Origin of the sequence: Bacteroides sp. M10 (assembly GCF_014334015.1) — a bacterium.
Lineage (GTDB): Bacteria > Bacteroidota > Bacteroidia > Bacteroidales > Bacteroidaceae > Bacteroides > Bacteroides intestinigallinarum.
In genome coordinates this window covers 4,017,017-4,036,362 of record NZ_CP060488.1, presented here as the reverse complement: position 1 = coordinate 4,036,362, position 19,346 = coordinate 4,017,017, and the positions used below count along the sequence as shown (strand labels likewise).

Here is a 19,346-nt window from a genome sequence, read left to right as displayed (position 1 = left end):
ACAGGCTATGAGAAAGTTATTCTATCTACTGACCGCAACACTGGTTTTAATTTCCTGTGGAAATGGCTCAAAGAAAAAGACCGGAGAAATTAAAGCGGAAGAATTGCAATCTAACCGCATTGAGATTCTTTATTTTCATGGCGCACAGCGATGTATTACTTGCCGAGCGATAGAAGCCAATACGGTAGCCCTTTTGGATAGCCTTTATTCCAAAGAAAAAGCAAACCGTAAAATCATCTATCAAATGATCGACATTTCCAAGAAAGAGAATGAAGCGATTACAGACAAATACGAAGTTGCCTGGTCGTCTTTATTTGTAAATAGCTGGAAAGACGGAAAAGAGCATGTAAATAATATGACGGAATTCAGTTTCGCCAATGCAAGAAATGAGCCGGAAAAGTTTAAAGAGGGAATTAGAAGCAAGATTGACAACCTGCTAAAACAGTTATAAAATGAACTTTCTTCAATCATTATTAGATAACAGCTCCGTCCCTGTCATTACAGCCTTTATATTAGGAATTTTAACGGCTGTCAGTCCTTGTCCGCTAGCTCCCAATATAACGGCGATAGGATTTATAAGTAAGGACATAGACAATCACCACCGGATATTTATAAACGGTTTGCTTTACACATTTGGCAGAATAGTGACCTATACCATTCTTGGCTTTATCCTTATTCCTATACTTCGTGAGGGCGCAAGCATGTTTTTAGTTCAAAAAGCCATAAGTAAATACGGGGAAATGCTGATAGCCCCGATACTAATCATTATTGGAATATTCATGCTCGACCTGATAAAACTCAATCTGCCCAAAATCAATATAGACGGAGAACGTTTAAAAGGGAAAATGAAAGGCGGTTGGGGAGCTATGTTATTAGGGATTTTATTCGCCCTTGCTTTTTGTCCTACCAGTGGAGTGTTTTATTTCGGTATGCTCATGCCTTTATCAGCAGCAGAAACAGGCGGTTACCTTTTACCCGTAATTTATGCCATTGCTACAGGATTGCCCGTAATCCTTGTCGCATGGATTTTGGCTTACAGCGTTGCCGGATTAGGCAAGTTTTATAACCAAATACAAGTATTTGAGAAATGGTTTCGTAAAATAGTTGCTATTCTCTTTATCGCAGTAGGAATTTATTATGCAGTCATTTTTTATCTATAAAAAAACAATTAATATCACTTAAAATAAAAACAGTATGAGAAAGATAGAAATATTCGACCCGGCAATGTGTTGCCCTACAGGTTTGTGTGGAACAAACATCAATCCTGAATCGATGCGAATTGCAGTTGTTATTGAAACGTTGAAGAAACAGGGCATCATCGTTACCCGGCACAACTTGCGTGACGAACCTCAAGTTTATGTGAGCAACAAAACGATAAATGAGTTCCTTCACAAGCATGGGGCGGATGCACTGCCTATTACTTTAGTAGATGGTGAAGTTGCTGTTTCGCAAACCTATCCAACCACTCAACAAATGAGTGAATGGACGGGAATTAATTTGGATTTTATGCCAGTAAAATAGTCATTTACCCACTAATATATTCAAAAAATGAAAGCATTCAAACTATCAGATATAGATTTGACTAAATACCTTTTCTTTACAGGGAAAGGCGGTGTAGGAAAAACGTCAATTGCCTGTGCTACTGCAGTAGGCTTGGCAGATAATGGGAAGAAAATTCTTCTTATCAGCACCGATCCGGCTTCAAACTTACAAGACGTATTTAATCAGACATTAAATGGACATGGCACTGACATAAAAGAAGTACCCGGTTCAACCGTTGTCAATCTCGACCCCGAACAAGCAGCAGCAGAATATAGGGAAAGCATTATTGCACCTTTCCGTGGACAACTACCGAACAGTGTTATCCAGAACATGGAAGAGCAACTTTCAGGATCTTGCACGGTAGAGATCGCAGCTTTCAACCAATTCTCCGATTTTATTACGGATGCTGATAAAGCAAAAGAATACAATCACATCATTTTCGATACAGCCCCTACCGGACATACATTACGAATGTTACAACTGCCGTCCGCATGGAGTACGTTTATTAGCGAAAGCACACATGGCGCATCTTGTTTAGGGCAATTATCCGGTTTGGAAGAACGAAAGGGCATTTATAAGCAAGCCGTTGAAACACTCTCGGATGCCAATGCCACCCGGTTAGTATTAGTCAGCCGTCCTGAAATCGCGCCATTAAAAGAAGCCGCCCGTTCTTCACATGAATTACAATTACTGGGAATTAAAAACCAATTATTGGTAATCAACGGACTTTTACAGCAGGTAGATGAATCCGATAGCGTATCGAAACAGATTTATGACAGGCAACAATCTGCCTTAAAACAAACCCCTGTGGAACTGTTGGAATACCCCTCTTATTATGTTCCTTTACGATCTTACAATTTGTCTAATATAGCAAATATCCGCCGGATGCTATACAATGACAACCTAACAAAAAACACAGATTACCAGCGTATTACAGGCGCAAAAAATATAAATGAATTGGTGAATGACCTTTATAAATCTGGAAAAAGGGTTGTCTTTACTATGGGAAAAGGCGGTGTAGGGAAAACCACGTTAGCTACTGAAATCGCCCTGAAATTAACCAGACTGGGCGCAAAGGTACATCTTACTACTACCGACCCGGCAAACCACCTGAACTATAATCTAGCTATCGAGGCAGGCATTACAGTAAGCCGCATTGATGAAGCGGAAGTATTGGAAGCCTATAAAAACGAAGTCCGCAGTAAGGCGGCAGAAACAATGACTGCCGAAGATATGGAATACATAGAGGAAGATTTGCGTTCACCATGTACACAAGAAATCGCAGTATTCCGGGCATTTGCAGAAATCGTAGATAAAGCAGAAAATGAAATTATCGTAATTGACACCGCTCCTACCGGACATACATTACTACTGCTGGATGCAACAGAAAGTTATCATAAAGAAGTACAACGTACCCACGGTGATAGTCCCGCTTCGGTAAGAAAGCTATTGCCACGTTTAAGAAACCGGCAGGAAACAGAAGTCGTTATAGTAACCTTACCCGAGGCAACGCCCGTATTTGAAGCGGAACGCTTACAAATGGATTTGCAACGTGCCGGAATAAATAATAAATGGTGGGTAGTAAACTCCTGCTTGTCATTAACCGATACCCAAAATTCGTTTTTGCAGGCAAAGGCAAAGAATGAATTGATTTGGATTAAGAAAGTAGAAGAATTATCGAATGGAAATACCGCTCTGATAACCTGGAAAAATAACTAAAGAATATTCTTTACCTGAACGAATTAAAACCTCAATTAAAATAAACAGTTATTGCTATGGAAAAGAAACAAGGAATTAGTTTTTTCGAGAAATATTTAACGATATGGGTCGCTCTGTGTATTATCATTGGAATTACCATAGGGCAATGGCTTCCGGCAATTCCGCAGACACTAAGCAAACTTGAATACGCTAATGTGTCTATCCCTGTAGCTATCCTGATTTGGTTAATGATTTACCCAATGATGCTAAAGGTCGATTTCCAAAGCGTTAAAAATGTCGGAAAACGTCCGAAAGGAATCATAGTTACCTGTGTAACAAATTGGCTGATAAAGCCGTTTACGATGTTTGGAATAGCCTATTTATTCTTTTATGTCATTTTCAAGACATTTATACCTGCCGGATTAGCCGAAGAATATTTAGCCGGGGCGGTACTATTGGGGGCCGCCCCCTGCACAGCTATGGTATTCGTGTGGAGTTACCTGACCAAAGGAGATGCCGCTTATACATTGGTACAAGTAGCAGTGAACGATTTAATTATATTGGTAGCGTTTGCACCCATCGTAGCTTTCCTTTTGGGAGTTGGCGGTGTATCTGTTCCGTGGGACACTTTACTACTTTCCGTTATCCTATTTGTCGTAATTCCACTTTCCGCCGGAGTCATTACCCGCACAACAGTTATCCGTCATTATGGAGTAGAATATTTCAATAATGTATTTTGTAAGAAATTTGATAATTACACCATTGGCGGACTACTGTTAACGCTCATTATCCTGTTTTCATTTCAGGGAGAAACGATATTAAATAATCCTCTACATATTATTTTGATAGCTGTTCCGCTTATCCTGCAAACAGTTTTGATCTTTTTTATTGCTTATGGTTGGGCGAAGTGGTGGAAATTACCCCATGATGTTGCCGCACCTGCCGGAATGATCGGAGCAAGCAATTTTTTTGAATTGTCGGTTGCCGTAGCTATTTCACTTTTCGGTCTACAATCAGGTGCAGCATTGGCAACAGTTGTCGGCGTATTGGTTGAGGTTCCGGTTATGTTGATGCTGGTAAAGATTGCAAATAACACACGAGACTGATAGACAACAAAAAATCCTACAAATCAATGATTTGTAGGATTTTATTCTCTTACTGTCCGGTTTTATCCGATACATTTCAGCGGAGAGACAGGTTCTATCACCTATCATTTCAAACAATATCACAAACTCGTAATATCTTGTTAATTACCAAGTTATTACAAAGTAAACAGAAAATAAAATATCTCTTAATATCTTTGCATATCTCACTTTTTGGGTGTATTTTTGGGTGTCAATTTTCAAACACACCCAATTATGAATATCAAAAGAAACATCATTTTCGCACTGGAAAGCCGGAAGAAAAACGGTGTGCCAATCACAGAGAATGTGCCTATCCGTATGCGTGTGATATTCGCAAGCCAGCGTATAGAGTTTACAACGGGCTACCGCATCGACGCTACCAAATGGGATACGGACAAACAAAGGGTAAAGAACGGATGCACAAACAAACTGAAGCTAAGCGCATCCGAAATCAATGCAGACCTGCTAAGACAGTATACGGAGATACAGAACATCTTCAAAGAGTTTGAAGTACAGAACGTACTACCCACACCCGCACAGATAAAGGACAGCTTCAATGCAAGGATGAAGGATGCACCAGTCACAGAGCAGGAAACAGCCGAAGGACCTAAAATCAGCTTTTGGGAGGCGTTCGAGGAGTTTGTAAGGGAATGCGGGAAACAGAACGACTGGACAGACGCAACCTACGAAAAATTCGCTGCGGTAAAGAACCACCTGAAAGAGTTCAGGGATGAACTTTCCTTTGATACGTTCACCGAGAACGGACTGAATGACTATGTGGACTTCCTGCGTAACAAGAAAGATATGCGTAACAGCACCATAGGCAAGCAGATAGCCTTCCTGAAATGGTTCCTGCGGTGGAGTTTCAAGAAAGGGTACAATCAGAACATGGCTTATGACAGCTTCAAGCCCAAGCTGAAAAACACACCCAAAAAAGTGATATTCCTCACATGGGAGGAACTGAACAGACTGAAAGACTACAAGATACCCCAAACCAAGCAGTATCTCGAACGGGTAAGGGACGTTTTTCTGTTCTGCTGTTTCAGCGGGCTGCGCTATTCGGACGTGTACAACCTCAAACGGAGCGACATCAAGCCCGACCATATAGAAGTGACAACCGTAAAGACAGCGGACAGCCTTATCATAGAGTTAAACAACCACAGCAAGGCGATACTGGAAAAATACAAAAGCGTACACTTTGAAGATCACAAGGCACTTCCGGTCATCAGCAACCAAAAGATGAACGATTATTTGAAAGAACTGGGGGAACTTGCGGAAATCAACGACCCGGTAAGGGAAACTTACTACAAGGGAAATGAACGTATAGACACCGTCACACCCAAATACGCCCTGCTGGGAACCCATGCCGGAAGACGGACATTCATCTGCAACGCTTTGGCATTGGGTATTCCCGCACAAGTGGTGATGAAGTGGACGGGACACAGCGACTACAAGGCGATGAAACCATACATAGACGTTGCCGATGACATCAAGGCCAATGCGATGAACAAATTCAACCAACTGTAAACACAACAATAGCATGGAAGAAAGAATAACCTCAATGATACCCCGCTACGGGAAACTCAACAAGACATATACGGAAATAACATCCGGTGACGGCCTCTCTTTTGAGAAGCAGAAGTTCATTCATGACTTTTACAAAGAGTATGAAGACACACAGACCTTTGAAAAGGCACTTATCAGCCTCATGCTTGAAACGGAGGGTACGCACTTTTCCATATTGCTGAACAGCCTGAAACGGGAGATTGAAAACAATATCTCAATGTATAATACCTGCAAGGAGCTTTTCGACCGTCTCGATATTGAACATATCTGCCGGCAGCATGAAAGATGTCATGACCGGGACATCGAAAGACAAATGCAAATCACAAACGAATATTACCGGGAACTTATGGAAGCTAACGGATCTTTGGAGGCAGTCGGTTTCAGGGAACATGATCGTCAGGAAGAGGAAAGGTTGGAAAAAAGATACGGGCAGTGCAAACGGGAATACGACAGGGAGAAAGCCAAGCTGGATGAACTATATGCACAGAAGGAACAGGCAAGGCGGGAAGCCCTACAATACCTGAAAAACCGCTGCGGAGACATATACAGGCTGGACGGATCGCTGCTGGCAATCCTCGAAAAATACATGACCGGCCAAAAGAAAAAGGAAGGGGAAGAAAAAGAGGCCGCCACACCGACACCCTCACCCACCTATTTTCCCATGAAACTCTTGTCAGCCGTTTACGAAAAATGTAACGGTGAACAGTTCGAAGCCATTTCCGAACTGGACTTTTACGCCAGCATGAACCTGCAACCGTGCGAAGGCAAACTGATAATAAGACCGAGGGAAAAGGCTCGTGTATGTTATCTTATTTTCCTTATGGGTGAAACACTGCACAAACCAGACAGAGAAAAATGGAGAAAGGACATCATGAACCTGCTGGGAATAGACGACACATACTATAAATCAAAATACAAAGAACCCGTTTCCGATTTTCCCAGTGACAGCAATCAGATATTTGCGAAGGAAATGCAGTCAATATTCCGATAGTCAGCGATACGCCACGACATTCCACGAAACAACCACTTTTACCACCCGAAATATTTTTCACCACTCTTTATTATCTTCTGATATTTAGTGAGATAGCGTGATACCCCATTCACGCTATCCACATCCTTACCACCCGTATCCGGGATTAACTTTGCACTGTTCGAACGAAACAAAAAAGCCCGTGCGCAGGGCTTACAGTACAAACGTTAAATTCATTCCAACATGGAAATCAGAGAACTTTTATCAAAGCCCGTATGGCAGATGACGGGAGAGGAATTTATATTACTGAACCGACACGCCCTGCAGGAAAGGGAAGCGAGAGCAGCACAGCCCGCAGCCGATACGGAAAAGAAATACGTGTACGGGATAGGCGGCATAGCACGCCTGTTCGGGTGCAGTATGCCCACAGCAAACCGCATCAAGAAAAGTGGGAAGATAGACAGAGCCATTACGCAGATAGGACGCAAAATCATCGTAGATGCGGACATGGCACTCGAACTGGCAGGACACAAAAGCGGGGGACGCAGATAAGGAGGTACGGACATGGAGTACAGAGAAAGAAAAGAAGTCACGCCCGAAGCGGCGGTGATACTGTGGCAAGCCTCACGGCTCGACCTTTCGGAAGACTACGAGAGGGCACCCGAAATACTGAAAGTACACGGTTCCGTCATAGGCACGCTGGGGAACTTCAGCGCATCAATCGGAAAAGCAAAGAGCAAGAAAACGTTCAATGTTTCCGCAATCGTGGCGGCTGCACTGAAAAACGGGACAGTGCTAAGCTACACGGCGGAACTGCCCGAAAACAGGAGGAAAATACTCTATGTGGATACCGAACAAAGTTCCTACCACTGTGCGAAAGTGGCAAAAAGAATATTACGCATGGCGGGACTGCCGACAGGCAGGAACCATAAAGACCTTGAATTCCTTGTCCTAAGGAAGTACACGCCCGAGGAACGAATAGCAATCGTGAGGGAGGCCATTTACCGCACCGAAAATGTAGGGCTGGTAGTCATTGACGGAATACGGGATATGGTGTACGACATCAACAGCCCCAGCGAGTCCACGAAGGTAATCTCCCTGCTGATGACATGGACGGGGGAAAGACACATACACATACACACCATACTGCATCAGAACAAGGGGGACGAGAACGCAAGGGGACACATCGGAACGGAGCTTAGCAACAAGGCCGAAACAGTGCTGCAAGTGGAGAAGGACGAGAAGGACCCCGACATCAGTACGGTCAAGGCAGCACATATCAGGGCGATGAACTTCGAACCGTTCGCATTCCGCATCAACGGGGAGGCATTGCCCGAACTGCTGGACGAATACCTGTTCAAACACAAGGATCCGGGAAAAGGGAAAAAGGAGAAGTTCGACCCCTACAAGGACATCACAGAGAAGCAGCACCGCATCGCACTGGAAGCGGCATTCACACTCAAAGATGAATACGGCTACAAGGAGCTTGCGGAAGAATTGAGGAAAACCTACGCCTCTGTCGGTGTCATGCTTGGGGGAAACAGGCTGACAGACCTCATTACAGTACTGAAAAACAAACGGATGATAGTACAGGAGAACGGCAGGAAATACACCTTCAAACCCGATTTTCACTATTAGCGGTATTGTATGGGAACCACTTTACTTTAGTCCCGTACCATATATATACGGAAGTAAAGTAAAGTGGATATAGCCCGTAATATACAAAAAGATACGGGCGAAAAGAAAAAATAATATTCACACCTGACAAGAACAACGGTATGACAGTACGGAAAAGGGTATGGTCTCATACCAGGCCTCCACCATGACGGCACAGACCGGAAACCGCTTTACTTTAGTCTGGGGGCATATATATAGCAAAATAAAGTAAAGCGGATGCAGCCCGTAACACATGAAAGGGTACGGGTCCCCCCCCAAAAAAACAATATCTACTTAAAACAGAAATATGATGAATATGAATGAAGCGAAGCAGATACGCATAGAGGAATATCTGCACAGTCTTGGATACAGTCCGGTAAGGCAACAGGGTGGTAGTCTATGGTACAACTCACCGTTCAGGGACGAACAGGAACCCTCCTTCAAGGTGAACACCGAACGCAACCTATGGTATGATTTTGGCGCAGGCAAAGGTGGTAATATCATCGCACTGGCACAGGAGCTATACGCATCCGACAGTCTGCCCTACCTCTTGGAAAGGATAAGGGAGCAGGCACAAAACGTGCGCCCGGTCTCTTTCTCTTTTGGCAAGCAACCCTTGTCAAAGCCGAGTTTCCGGCAGTTGGAGGTAGTACCGCTCTCCTCTCCCGCCCTGTATACCTACCTGCGGCAAAGGGGAATAAATACGGAACTGGCAAAAAGAGAATGCAGGGAGGTCCGCTATCTGACCGGGGAAACCCCATACTATGCTATAGGCTTCCCCAACCGTTCGGGAGGATACGAGATACGCAACAAGCATTTCAAGGGATGCATAGCACCGAAGGACATCACCCATATACGACAATCGGAGTCGAAGGAGGCATGCTACATCTTCGAGGGATTCATGGACTACCTCTCTTTCCTCACCCTGCGGCTGGAAAGGTGTCCCGACCGTCCCGAACCTGACGGGCAGGACTACATCGTACTGAACTCGACTTCCGACCTTTCCAAAGCAATCCGACCGTTGGGCGGTTATGAAAGCATCCATTGTTTCCTTGACAACGACAAGGCGGGAATGGAGGCCGTTCAGGAGTTGCAAAAAGAGTACGGACTGCGCATACGGGACGCATCGCACATATACGAAGGGTACAACGATCTGAACGACTTCCTGCGGGATAAAAGGTCAGGACAGGCGCAACGGCAGCAAGAGAAACCGGAAGCGGAAAAAAGGCAAAGCCAGACAGAGCAGCCGAAGAAGAAAGGCAAAGGGATCAGGATGTAGCCGCACAGCCACCGGAAGGCTTTGAAAAAAGCCATAGCTCATTAGGGCTTTTTCTTAACGCAATGCACACATTGCTAAAAAAGCCCCAACGAGCCATAGGGGCGCCGCCCCTTTGGAAACCCCGTCTGCCATGCGGCATAAAGGCAAGGCAGGGGAAGTATTAACCTGAAATTATTGACAGTTATGGGATATGCAGTTTTGCATCTGGAAAAGGCAAAAGGGACGGACAGCAGGATGTCCGCACACATAGAGCGCACCGTTCACCCGAAGAATGCGGACAGAACACGCACGCACCTGAACCGGGAGCTCGTACAGTTTCCCGAAGGGGTGAGAAACCGCACGCAGGCGATAGCACACCGGGTGGAAACGGCAGGTATCAGACGCAAGGTAGGTACCAACCAAGTAAGGGCTATCCGGGTACTGCTCACCGGAAGCAACAGGGACATGAAACAAATAGAGGCGGACGGACGACTTGACGATTGGTGCAACGACAGCCTGCAATGGCTCCGGAAAACATACGGGGAACAGAACCTCGTATCGGCAGTCCTGCATATGGACGAGAAGACACCGCACATACACGCCACAGTCATACCGATAGTGACCGGAGAGCGAAGGAAAGCCGGACAGGAAGAACAGAACGGGAAGAAAAAGTACAGAAAGAAGAACCCGCAGGACGTGAGACTCTGCGCAGATGATGTAATGGCGAGGCACAGGCTAAAACACTATCAGGACACTTATGCCCAAGCCATGAACAAGTACGGCTTGCAGAGAGGCGTGGACGGCTCATTGGCAAGGCATATTTCCACCATGCAATACTACAAGCAGCTGGTGGAGCAGCAGGACAGCCTGCAAGAGAACATAGAAAACCTGCTGGGGCTGGAAGAGGAAGCAATGAAAAAGCTGAAGCAGGTAAAGGGGGAAATCAACGTGCAGAAAATGAAGGGAGCGGCGGTGAACGCCACCACAGCCATAGCGGACGGGGTGAGCTCACTTTTCGGCGGCAGCAAAGTTAAGAAGCTGGAAGCAGAGAATGAAAATTTGAAACGGAACATTGTGAATCTGCAAAAGCAGGTGCAAGCCGAACAGAGGGAGCAGACAAAAATGGAAAACCGTCACAGCAGCGAGATAAACAGAGTTGACCGGAGCTACCGGCAGAAAATCGCAGAATACGACAATCGGCTGGAACTGATAGACACCTACTTTCCTATTGTAAAGGAACTGATACCCATAGCAGAACAATGCCGGGAAGTGGGCTTCACCGAAGAACTGACAAGACGAATTGTCAGCCTGCAACCCGTGGAGTTCAAGGGAAGGCTCTATTCAAAGGAGTACAAGGAGAAGTTCAGGACGGAGCACTCAACGGCAACAGTGGAGAGGGACCCGCAGGAGAAAGGAAAATTCAGGCTGTGCATTGACGGAGTACCCATACTCGATTGGTTCAGGAAGAAATTTCAGGAAATTAAAGAAAAGTTAGGGCTAAACACACCTGTTGAAAACAAGCAGCGAAAAGGATTGAAAATATAATTACTTAATAGCAGAGAAGGGGTATTAATTATTAGTTCTCTAAAAAACTAACGGGAAGAATAAAAAACATATTCTTCCCGTCAAGTAATATCATAACTATATTTTCCAACAGACCATATTAATATTCAGTATATTATAAGTGAATCAACAAATCTTTTATAAACATATCTCTGTTCTCACAGCTTAAGAGGTAATTCTTTTTTTCTGTTAATATAAAAATTTGTTGATTGGGATTCTTTACATAGGAATAATATTTCCCATAATGGGTACTCCCCATTACACCTATATACCCCAAAAAGCCATTACTTCCAAAATAACGGACATCATTTTGAACACCGTCATAAACAAAAGCGTTCTTAATACAAGAATACGGAATACATTTCTTACCAAACACTCTTTTTATAACGAGTTGATCCTTTTCCAAACAAATAAATGAAGGAATCACTATCAGCATGTATATGTATATAGATACAAGAATGATACCCAATAACAGGCTTGCGATTTGATCCTGCAAAGATTGTAGCATAAAAGTTCTTAATAGAAACATAAGTCCAGTAGTTAATAAGACAATCTTTAACACCAGAGACCAGCGCTCCATTATCGGCTGAAACTTTGATTTATATACGCTCATTATATTGCTATCTTTACTGTTGACTATATTACACGTATGTTATGAAATGATTGGTTTCCTTTTGCATCTCCCCTTGAAGATTTAAAGTTTTCCACAACTGCATCAAAGACATTTCCAACTCGTTCTATGGGTAGATTTAAAATCGAAACTTCTTTTCCATAAGGACAAAAGACTGTATTCTTATAATTAAACTTTGAGCTTTTCATTGTTAACATAGCCGAATAACCGGCCTTAACACTCTTTTTCCAAAAAAGTTGTTTCTTTTTAGTTTTAAATTCCACAGCAAAAGAATTACCATTAACGATACGCCCAATAGTCATTGTGCTTTTATATTTTCCATTCTTGATTGTTAATGAAGCATCTTTAAATCCCTTAAAACCTGGCTCAATCGGAGTTGGCTCTGCTGCCCGTGTAGCTGAAACAACTTCATCCAAATCATAAGTAGGATAATCATATTTAGGCCCTCTTAGACTATTACCGATTACAACGTAACCTTTTATATTACCGAGTAAGGACAAATCATTATCAGTGAATGTAAAATAAGGGGTAACGTCGAATAAGTCAACTGTATTAAAAGAAAAAATATCTGAATATTTATCCTTGTACGTATTTATCATCTCTTGTATTAAGTGAGAATCATCACTTTCCATATCAAATATTTTATCGAGCTCCCTATCTGCCTGCTCCCATAAAATATACGCCCCTTCAAAGCCCAACTGCTGAAAATAAGTAAATCTTTCATTTTCTGTCATGTTTTTAAGCTGCCGGAGCGTCTCGCTATACACCTGTTCATCTTTAAAATGAAGAACTGGCATATTCAAGTACTCACTAACACTTCTCGTTTCTTTTACCCACATATCCATTGTCGAAACCTCAACATCCGGTATGGTTTCTTGTGCAGAACCGATAAATTCATTTTCGCTATTGCAAGATAACAAGCTTACAATCATGCATGCACTCAAAATACAACCAAAAATCTTTTCAATTTTCATAGTGTATGATTTTGTATTAAACAATTATTTTATTTAAAAGGCTTTACCTTAACAGTAACCTTTTCCGTTTTATTAGCATGGTTATAAAACACATTACTACAACTTTGAAAGATGATCAAACATCCGAACAATACAAATACTATTTTCTTCATAAATGATATTTTTTATTTAAACAATCCATATATTATTTCTTGTAACAATCCACCAAAATCCATTTCCACTTTATGCTTTTTAAATTTATAGTAAGGCATTAAGATAGGAGTAACTCCCCCACGTTCAAAAGGATATTCACGATACCCCCTTATACCTAATTCCGTTCCAAAAGAATCCGTTATATCGAAAGCAACACTGCCTCCGTAGTCATTACGGCTGAATGAAGTAACAGGAGTAAATAAAAAACCGCCAAATACATGCAAACTCATTCGGGAATTAAAGGAATAAGAAAGTTTACCCGATATACCAAATGTTTCATCCACATGGCGAGGAGTACTCAACTTCATTGCATGCAATGCAACATCAGCAAATAAATTATCTGACAATGATTTGTTATATCCAATAGCAGCATAGTTAAAAACACCAATACCAATTAAATTCATTTGGCGTCCCATGCCGTAAACGTGACCATTCCACAATGGGGCTATTACCCCCGACACATTATATTCCCCTTTATGTAAAGGACTTTGGTCTGTGTAAAAAAACGGCCCACCCTTCTTGAATTGAAGAGTAACACCAGAATTTGCAAAAATAACAGAATTTTGATATTCCCAAATAGGATATTTAACCGAATCAACTGCAAAATCTTTGTGAAAACGCAAATACCGTTTTCCCACAGGATTCATATCAACCCACTTCGATTCTTGACCATACATCCCAAGAGGACACATGATGATCCAAAACAAAATAAATGCTGCAAAACTAATTAATGTAGTCACCTTTCTATACATATTGATTTTCATCATTATGCCCAAAGCATGAAAATAAAAGCATCATACACAAGGGCTGTAAATAAATCCACTGTCAATTTACATTTCTGCGATATTTATTTAAATGAACAATCAGGATTTTTGCACGATTTTTTACATAATCCTTTAACAGATAATATAAACAGAAAAACTATTACGAAGCATTTTGTATAATATTCCTGTTCGAATAAATCAACAAGCAGTGGGATTATAATGAATGTTGATAGACAAAAGATCATTATCAGAGTGCTTTTTTTCATGTTTTAGCAAAAAGTAGCAACTCCTACTAAGGCGCCGCTCTACCCACCTAAAGCGGTTCCCGATACTGTACCGATAACAGGTAGTGTGACAGTACCAACTCCTGCACCACCAAGCGCACCCTTTCCAGATTATCCATTGAAATATTTATCACTTCTTGAAGGTATCTCTCAAAAAGAACATGATTAGAGCCTCCTATTTCTTCAACTGTATCATCGGAACATAAAATTAAAAACATAATTGGCAAAATCAACAACATACATACTGTTTCATAATTAATATAATTAAGGTTAATACTGAATATGTTAGAAATCGAAAGTCCCATGCTTATAAGAGGCCCGGGAAGGGATATAATAATCCTCACCTGGGGTTTGGGGCTGCATAAAATCTTGTCTGAATATTTCTGGAGGATTATCTGCTACCACATCTGCATCATGGATATATATGTTAAAATAGCATTCGGGTTCTCTCTTTTGGTTATATGGCCCTTCTCCCACAAAAGTAAATTTGTAGAAACCGATTTTTTCCCCGTCTTTTCTGACCGTAAGAAACCAGATATTACCAGTACTTATCGTTTTAAATCTTAATCCTTTCAATGCAGAATACCTTTCCTCTATAAACTGCCCATTCAAATATGTCTGTTTTTTACACGTAAAAGGCAACTCAAACTTGCCACCTTCAGCTGGTAGAATAAAGGGATTTTGTTCCGAATGGATTTTATACATAAATGTCAACTCCCCTTTATCTATAATCAGTGGAATTTTTTCTACTTTTATGCCATTAATAGTAGAATAAGAAATCTGTAAATCACCATTCAAAATTTTATCTTCCTTATTAATATTTGAGGTTATATTTAATACAACTTGATCACCCTTTACTTTTGTCTCTATATCAGAAAAAAGAGTTTTATCAAATTCTATCGAAACATCCTTGGGAATAATCGGAACCTCTGAATCTAAAACATCATCTATCAATGTTTTTTGAATAATTGTAAAAGTAATAGTACGTTTCTCCCCCAGACAATTAAATGGTTTAGATACGTTCTCACTTGGTAACACCTGATATTCAAGAATTTTATTATTTTCTTCTTTTTCACAGGAAAATAATGCTAAGGAAACGAATAGAAGAATGAATATTCTTTTCATATTAATGCAGTTTAGTTTTTTTGCAAATTAAAAGATTTTTCCCGTACAATAAAATACCAATTAATTGGTATTTTATTACAAATAACCATTCAATTTCATTATTATGCCCAAAGCATGAAAATAAAAGTATAACATACAAGAGCTGTAAACAAAGACAGAATTATTCGGGAGACTCCCTACTCTAAAAAAGTTAAAAAAAGAAAATGATTTAAATAAATATTAGTATAACAATGTCATCAACAACACAATATCCCCTTTTCAAATTATACAATAAATAATAGTTAAGCAACCAAAGACAGCGCAAAGCCAAACAAGTAATAAAAGAATAAAGTATTAAATAAAGCAAAAACACCCAATTCTACTTTTTAGGGTGTAAAATTGGGCGTCATTCTTGTAAATTGCTGATTATCAGCGTTTATTGCGGAGAGACAGGGATTCGAACCCCGGGTACCTCGCAGTACAACGGTTTTCAAGACCGCCGCAATCGACCACTCTGCCACCTCTCCAGAACCTCTTTATCAGAAGTGCTTTTCGTTAAAAGCGGTGCAAAGGTACAACTCTTTTTTTGATACGCAAATATTTTTAGGACAAAATTTACGAAAAATAAAAATAGGATGGAAAATAATGCCGGCAGAATGACTCCATAGTCCGGCATTAATTAATTCCCGTTTTCCTTTGCAAATTTGCATTTTATGCATATCTTCGCCACGTTTTCACCACAAAATAAACAATAAGCGAAAAAAGAAGTATGGGAAGTATATTTAAGACAAGTATAATTTTTATATGTCTACTCACAAACACACTTTTATTAGTAGGCAGTACCCCTAAAAAAGATATCGACCATATTTTGGTCATCAGCGCTTATGCAGACTCCAATCCCTGGAGTAACGGCTTCATCACTCCGATTGTCACTATGGCTTCACAAGACAGCACTATAGGAGCATACACCATGAATCTGAATATGTTTGCTTTGCAAAATGCCAAAGACGTGGATAAATTTGAAGCAAGTATCTGCGAGATGCTTCCTTCCACTTCTCCCAAAATAGTGGTATTTATAGGGAATGCAAGTTTCGTTTTTTGTGATAACCTCAATAAGATATGGCCGGACATTCCTATGCTGCTATGCGGCGAACGGGATTATACAGGTCCGGACAGCCTTATCATTCAAGCTCATGCACTTGCTCCGCAGCAACGTGTCCCTATCAGCGATTTACAAAAGACGATGAACCTGACCATGCTGTATGCCAATCTATATATCGAAGAGAATCTGCAACTCATGAGACAGCTCATTCCACAAATGAAGAAAGTTGTTTATATCGGTGACGGTACATATATATGTCAACAGAACGATTATGACCTTTCCGAAACAATCAGGCAAAAACATCCGGAATTGGAATATCAGTTTATTTCTGCAGAAAACACCTCTACCGATAGTCTTTTCACCATTCTTCGCCAACAAAACCCGCTCACTACCGGATTTTTATTTTCTTCCTGGCTACGAAAAAAAGACTATGAAGACAATCTGGTGATGACCAGCAACTCCCACCGTATTATCGCCACCTCCTCCGTCCCTCTTTTTTCATTCAGAAGAGTAGGCATTCAGGAAGAAGGAGGCATTGTCGGCGGCTATATCTACAATGAAAAAGATTACATCAACCGGATGTTAACCACCATTAAAGAGGTCATTCACGGAAAGCAACCCCGCTATATTCCTATCCATAATGCCGGGAACGCAACTCCCGTATTCAATTATCAGTCACTACTGCGACGCGGACTCGATCCGAAAAAATGTCCTCAAAATACAATTTTCTATGCTGCACCTCCCACATTCTGGGAGAAATATGAATATGCCATCATCGGAACAAGCTGTCTGGTCATTCTGCTACTCTTAGGCTTCCAATATTACCGTGTTCGCTCACTCGAAAGAATGAAGCGTATCCAGCACAAAGCGTTAGAAAGCACCGGTAAATATTACAACATTATCAACAGTATGCCCATTCTTTACATGACGGAAGAACTTATTAAAGATAAGAATGGACGGATTGTAGACACTACATATATAGATGTAAATTTACATTTCGAGAAGAAGTTTTTTGAAAAGCAGAAAGTGATCGGTAAACGGGGAAGTGAAGTATTTCCGGAATCAATGCCGCAATTTCTACATTTCATGAATATTTCCCTGACAGAAAAACGTTCCATCACTTTTTCCTACTATTATAAAGAGATCGATACTTTTTATGACATAGTGGTCAATGCCAGTGACGACGGACGATTCATGCATATATTCTGTATGGACAGTACAGAGTTGCACCATGCCCAGATGCAAATGCGCTCTATCAATCACAAATTATCCATGGCGCTCGATATTGCCAACATCATCCCCTGGAAATGGGATTTAAAGACACATACCATACATTATGACGTAAACAGAACCGGCGTTTCCGGCAATGAGAACACCGAAATAAGTGACGAACAGCTTCTCATTTCCGACGAACTGTATTTTGCCAAAATACATAAAGACGACCTCCCCAAGGTAAAAGAAGCCTACACAAGCCTTATTACCAAACACACTAGAAAAGTAAAGATAGAATACCGTATCATCAATGAAGTGGACGGAGTAAAACATACAGACTGGATAGAAGCACAGGTAGCCGTAGAAAGTTATGATGAAAACGGGCAGCCACTTACTTTAGTAGGTTCCTCGCTGACCATCACCGACCGGAAAAGTATGGAAATCGATTTAATTTCCGCTAAAAACCGCGCTGAAGAGTCCAATCGACTCAAATCGGCTTTCCTTGCCAACATGAGTCACGAGATCCGCACACCGCTTAATGCAATTGTCGGTTTCTCCGGAATATTGGCTTCCACCGAGGAAGAAGAGGAGAAACGAGAATATGTCAGTATCATCGAGAATAACAACACACTGCTTTTACAACTTATCAGTGACATTCTCGACCTCTCGAAGATTGAAGCAGGTACGATGGAATTTGTCTACACAGACTTCGAACTGAACGGTGTAATGACCGAGTTGGAAAGCTCGTTACGCTTGAAACTTTCTCCCGAGAAGCAAGTCACACTCACTCTCGAGACTCCGTTACCGGAATGCTATATTCATGCCGAACGTAACCGTATTTCACAGATTATCATTAATCTGGTAACAAACGCCATCAAATTTACAGAAACAGGCAACATTTGCATAGGCTACCAAATACGCGACAACAAACAACTTTATTTCTATGTGACTGACACCGGCTGCGGCATTTCGGAAGACAAACAAGAAAGCGTATTCGGACGTTTTGTCAAACTGAACAACTTCGTACAAGGCACGGGACTGGGACTTTCTATTTGCCAAACTCTTGTTCAGCAAATGGGAGGTGAAATCAGTGTATGTTCAACCCCCGGAGAGGGTTCCACTTTTTGGTTCACCCTCCCCTACCGTCCCGCGCTCGAAGCTCCGCAACTGGAAGTAGCAACAGAACCGATCAAAATAAAGAAGCAAAAAATCACCATCCTGGTGGCGGAAGATCATGGAAGTAATTACCGCCTGATAGAATCCATTCTTAAAAAAGACTACAATTTATTACATGCCTGGAATGGAGAAGAAGCAGTAAGCCTATTCAGGGAACATAACCCGCAGCTCATTCTAATGGATATTAACATGCCCGTAATGGATGGCTACGAGGCAACCAAAGAGATACGCAAATACTCCCAACGGGTTCCTATTATAGCCGTTACCGCATTCGCCTATGCTTCGGACGAACAGAGAGTGATGGAAAACGGATTTGACGCTTATATGCCTAAACCCATCAATGCCAATCAACTGAAAGGACAGATCACCTCCATACTGATGAAACATATCACTTTTATGTAATGCAGTCAGGGGGAAAGAAAGTCATTTCCAAAGAATAGCAATATCTAGGTATTTTATGTTGAAAAGCATAAAATAGAGCATATTTATGCTGATTATATGAAAAATCATTGTAACTTTGTGCGCTCTAA

17 protein-coding genes and 1 tRNA gene are annotated in these 19,346 nt (G+C 41.5%); 12 read left to right on the top strand and 6 right to left on the bottom strand.

What is annotated here, in order from left to right:
- Positions 1-7 precede the first annotated feature (7 nt).
- The 11 genes from H8796_RS14415 (at position 8) to mobV (ending at position 11,359) form a co-directional block, all read left to right on the top strand.
- Positions 8-451: a nitrophenyl compound nitroreductase subunit ArsF family protein gene (locus tag H8796_RS14415; protein WP_117935159.1), complete on the top strand. Its 444-nt coding sequence runs from the start codon at positions 8-10 to the stop codon at positions 449-451.
- Position 452: 1 nt separating this feature from the next.
- Complete coding sequence (locus tag H8796_RS14410; protein WP_187343817.1) at positions 453-1,160, top strand: aromatic aminobenezylarsenical efflux permease ArsG family transporter; 708 nt, start codon at positions 453-455, stop codon at positions 1,158-1,160.
- A 34-nt stretch (positions 1,161-1,194) separates the two neighbouring features.
- Positions 1,195-1,521, top strand: a complete 327-nt coding sequence (gene arsD / locus H8796_RS14405; RefSeq protein ID WP_117935163.1) for an arsenite efflux transporter metallochaperone ArsD — start codon at positions 1,195-1,197, stop codon at positions 1,519-1,521.
- 27 nt (positions 1,522-1,548) lie between these two features.
- On the top strand, positions 1,549-3,261 hold the full coding sequence (gene arsA, locus H8796_RS14400) for an arsenical pump-driving ATPase (protein ID WP_117935165.1): 1,713 nt from the start codon (positions 1,549-1,551) through the stop codon (positions 3,259-3,261).
- A gap of 56 nt (positions 3,262-3,317) precedes the next feature.
- On the top strand, positions 3,318-4,346 hold the full coding sequence (arsB, locus tag H8796_RS14395) for an ACR3 family arsenite efflux transporter (RefSeq protein ID WP_117935167.1): 1,029 nt from the start codon (positions 3,318-3,320) through the stop codon (positions 4,344-4,346).
- Between the two features lie 252 nt (positions 4,347-4,598).
- Positions 4,599-5,891, top strand: a complete 1,293-nt coding sequence (locus tag H8796_RS14390) for a site-specific integrase (protein WP_005677642.1) — start codon at positions 4,599-4,601, stop codon at positions 5,889-5,891.
- 13 nt (positions 5,892-5,904) lie between these two features.
- Positions 5,905-6,921, top strand: coding sequence for a hypothetical protein (locus H8796_RS14385; protein WP_008659055.1), 1,017 nt, complete (start codon positions 5,905-5,907; stop codon positions 6,919-6,921).
- 222 nt (positions 6,922-7,143) lie between these two features.
- On the top strand, positions 7,144-7,452 hold the full coding sequence (locus tag H8796_RS14380) for a DUF3853 family protein (protein WP_005809723.1): 309 nt from the start codon (positions 7,144-7,146) through the stop codon (positions 7,450-7,452).
- A gap of 12 nt (positions 7,453-7,464) precedes the next feature.
- Entirely contained in the window at positions 7,465-8,538 is a 1,074-nt protein-coding gene (locus H8796_RS14375) for an AAA family ATPase (RefSeq protein WP_005677638.1), read from the top strand.
- Between the two features lie 328 nt (positions 8,539-8,866).
- Positions 8,867-9,835: a toprim domain-containing protein gene (locus H8796_RS14370; RefSeq protein WP_117935169.1), complete on the top strand. Its 969-nt coding sequence runs from the start codon at positions 8,867-8,869 to the stop codon at positions 9,833-9,835.
- Between the two features lie 183 nt (positions 9,836-10,018).
- Positions 10,019-11,359: a MobV family relaxase gene (mobV, locus tag H8796_RS14365; RefSeq protein WP_187343816.1), complete on the top strand. Its 1,341-nt coding sequence runs from the start codon at positions 10,019-10,021 to the stop codon at positions 11,357-11,359.
- Positions 11,360-11,492: 133 nt separating this feature from the next.
- On the opposite strand, the gene H8796_RS14360 is transcribed toward mobV, so the two are convergent.
- The 6 genes from H8796_RS14360 to H8796_RS14335 all read right to left on the bottom strand — a co-directional run bounded on the left by H8796_RS14360 (position 11,493) and on the right by H8796_RS14335 (position 15,853).
- Positions 11,493-11,990: a PH domain-containing protein gene (locus H8796_RS14360; RefSeq protein WP_008659045.1), complete on the bottom strand. Its 498-nt coding sequence runs from the start codon at positions 11,988-11,990 to the stop codon at positions 11,493-11,495.
- 23 nt (positions 11,991-12,013) lie between these two features.
- Positions 12,014-12,982, bottom strand: coding sequence for a DUF4848 domain-containing protein (locus tag H8796_RS14355; RefSeq protein WP_011965615.1), 969 nt, complete (start codon positions 12,980-12,982; stop codon positions 12,014-12,016).
- A gap of 164 nt (positions 12,983-13,146) precedes the next feature.
- Positions 13,147-13,941: a hypothetical protein gene (locus H8796_RS14350; protein WP_032497375.1), complete on the bottom strand. Its 795-nt coding sequence runs from the start codon at positions 13,939-13,941 to the stop codon at positions 13,147-13,149.
- Between the two features lie 310 nt (positions 13,942-14,251).
- The gene (locus H8796_RS25425; RefSeq protein WP_032575541.1) at positions 14,252-14,440 is read right to left on the bottom strand and encodes a hypothetical protein; all 189 of its coding nucleotides are present in this window, start codon (positions 14,438-14,440) and stop codon (positions 14,252-14,254) included.
- A 67-nt stretch (positions 14,441-14,507) separates the two neighbouring features.
- A complete protein-coding gene (locus H8796_RS14340) occupies positions 14,508-15,347 on the bottom strand; it encodes a hypothetical protein (protein WP_008659036.1) in 840 nt (279 codons plus the stop codon).
- 421 nt (positions 15,348-15,768) lie between these two features.
- Positions 15,769-15,853 (bottom strand) — tRNA-Ser (locus H8796_RS14335).
- A 242-nt stretch (positions 15,854-16,095) separates the two neighbouring features.
- Here H8796_RS14335 and H8796_RS14330 point away from each other — a divergent pair.
- A complete protein-coding gene (locus H8796_RS14330; RefSeq protein WP_117935173.1) occupies positions 16,096-19,218 on the top strand; it encodes an ATP-binding protein in 3,123 nt (1,040 codons plus the stop codon).
- Positions 19,219-19,346: the final 128 nt, after the last annotated feature.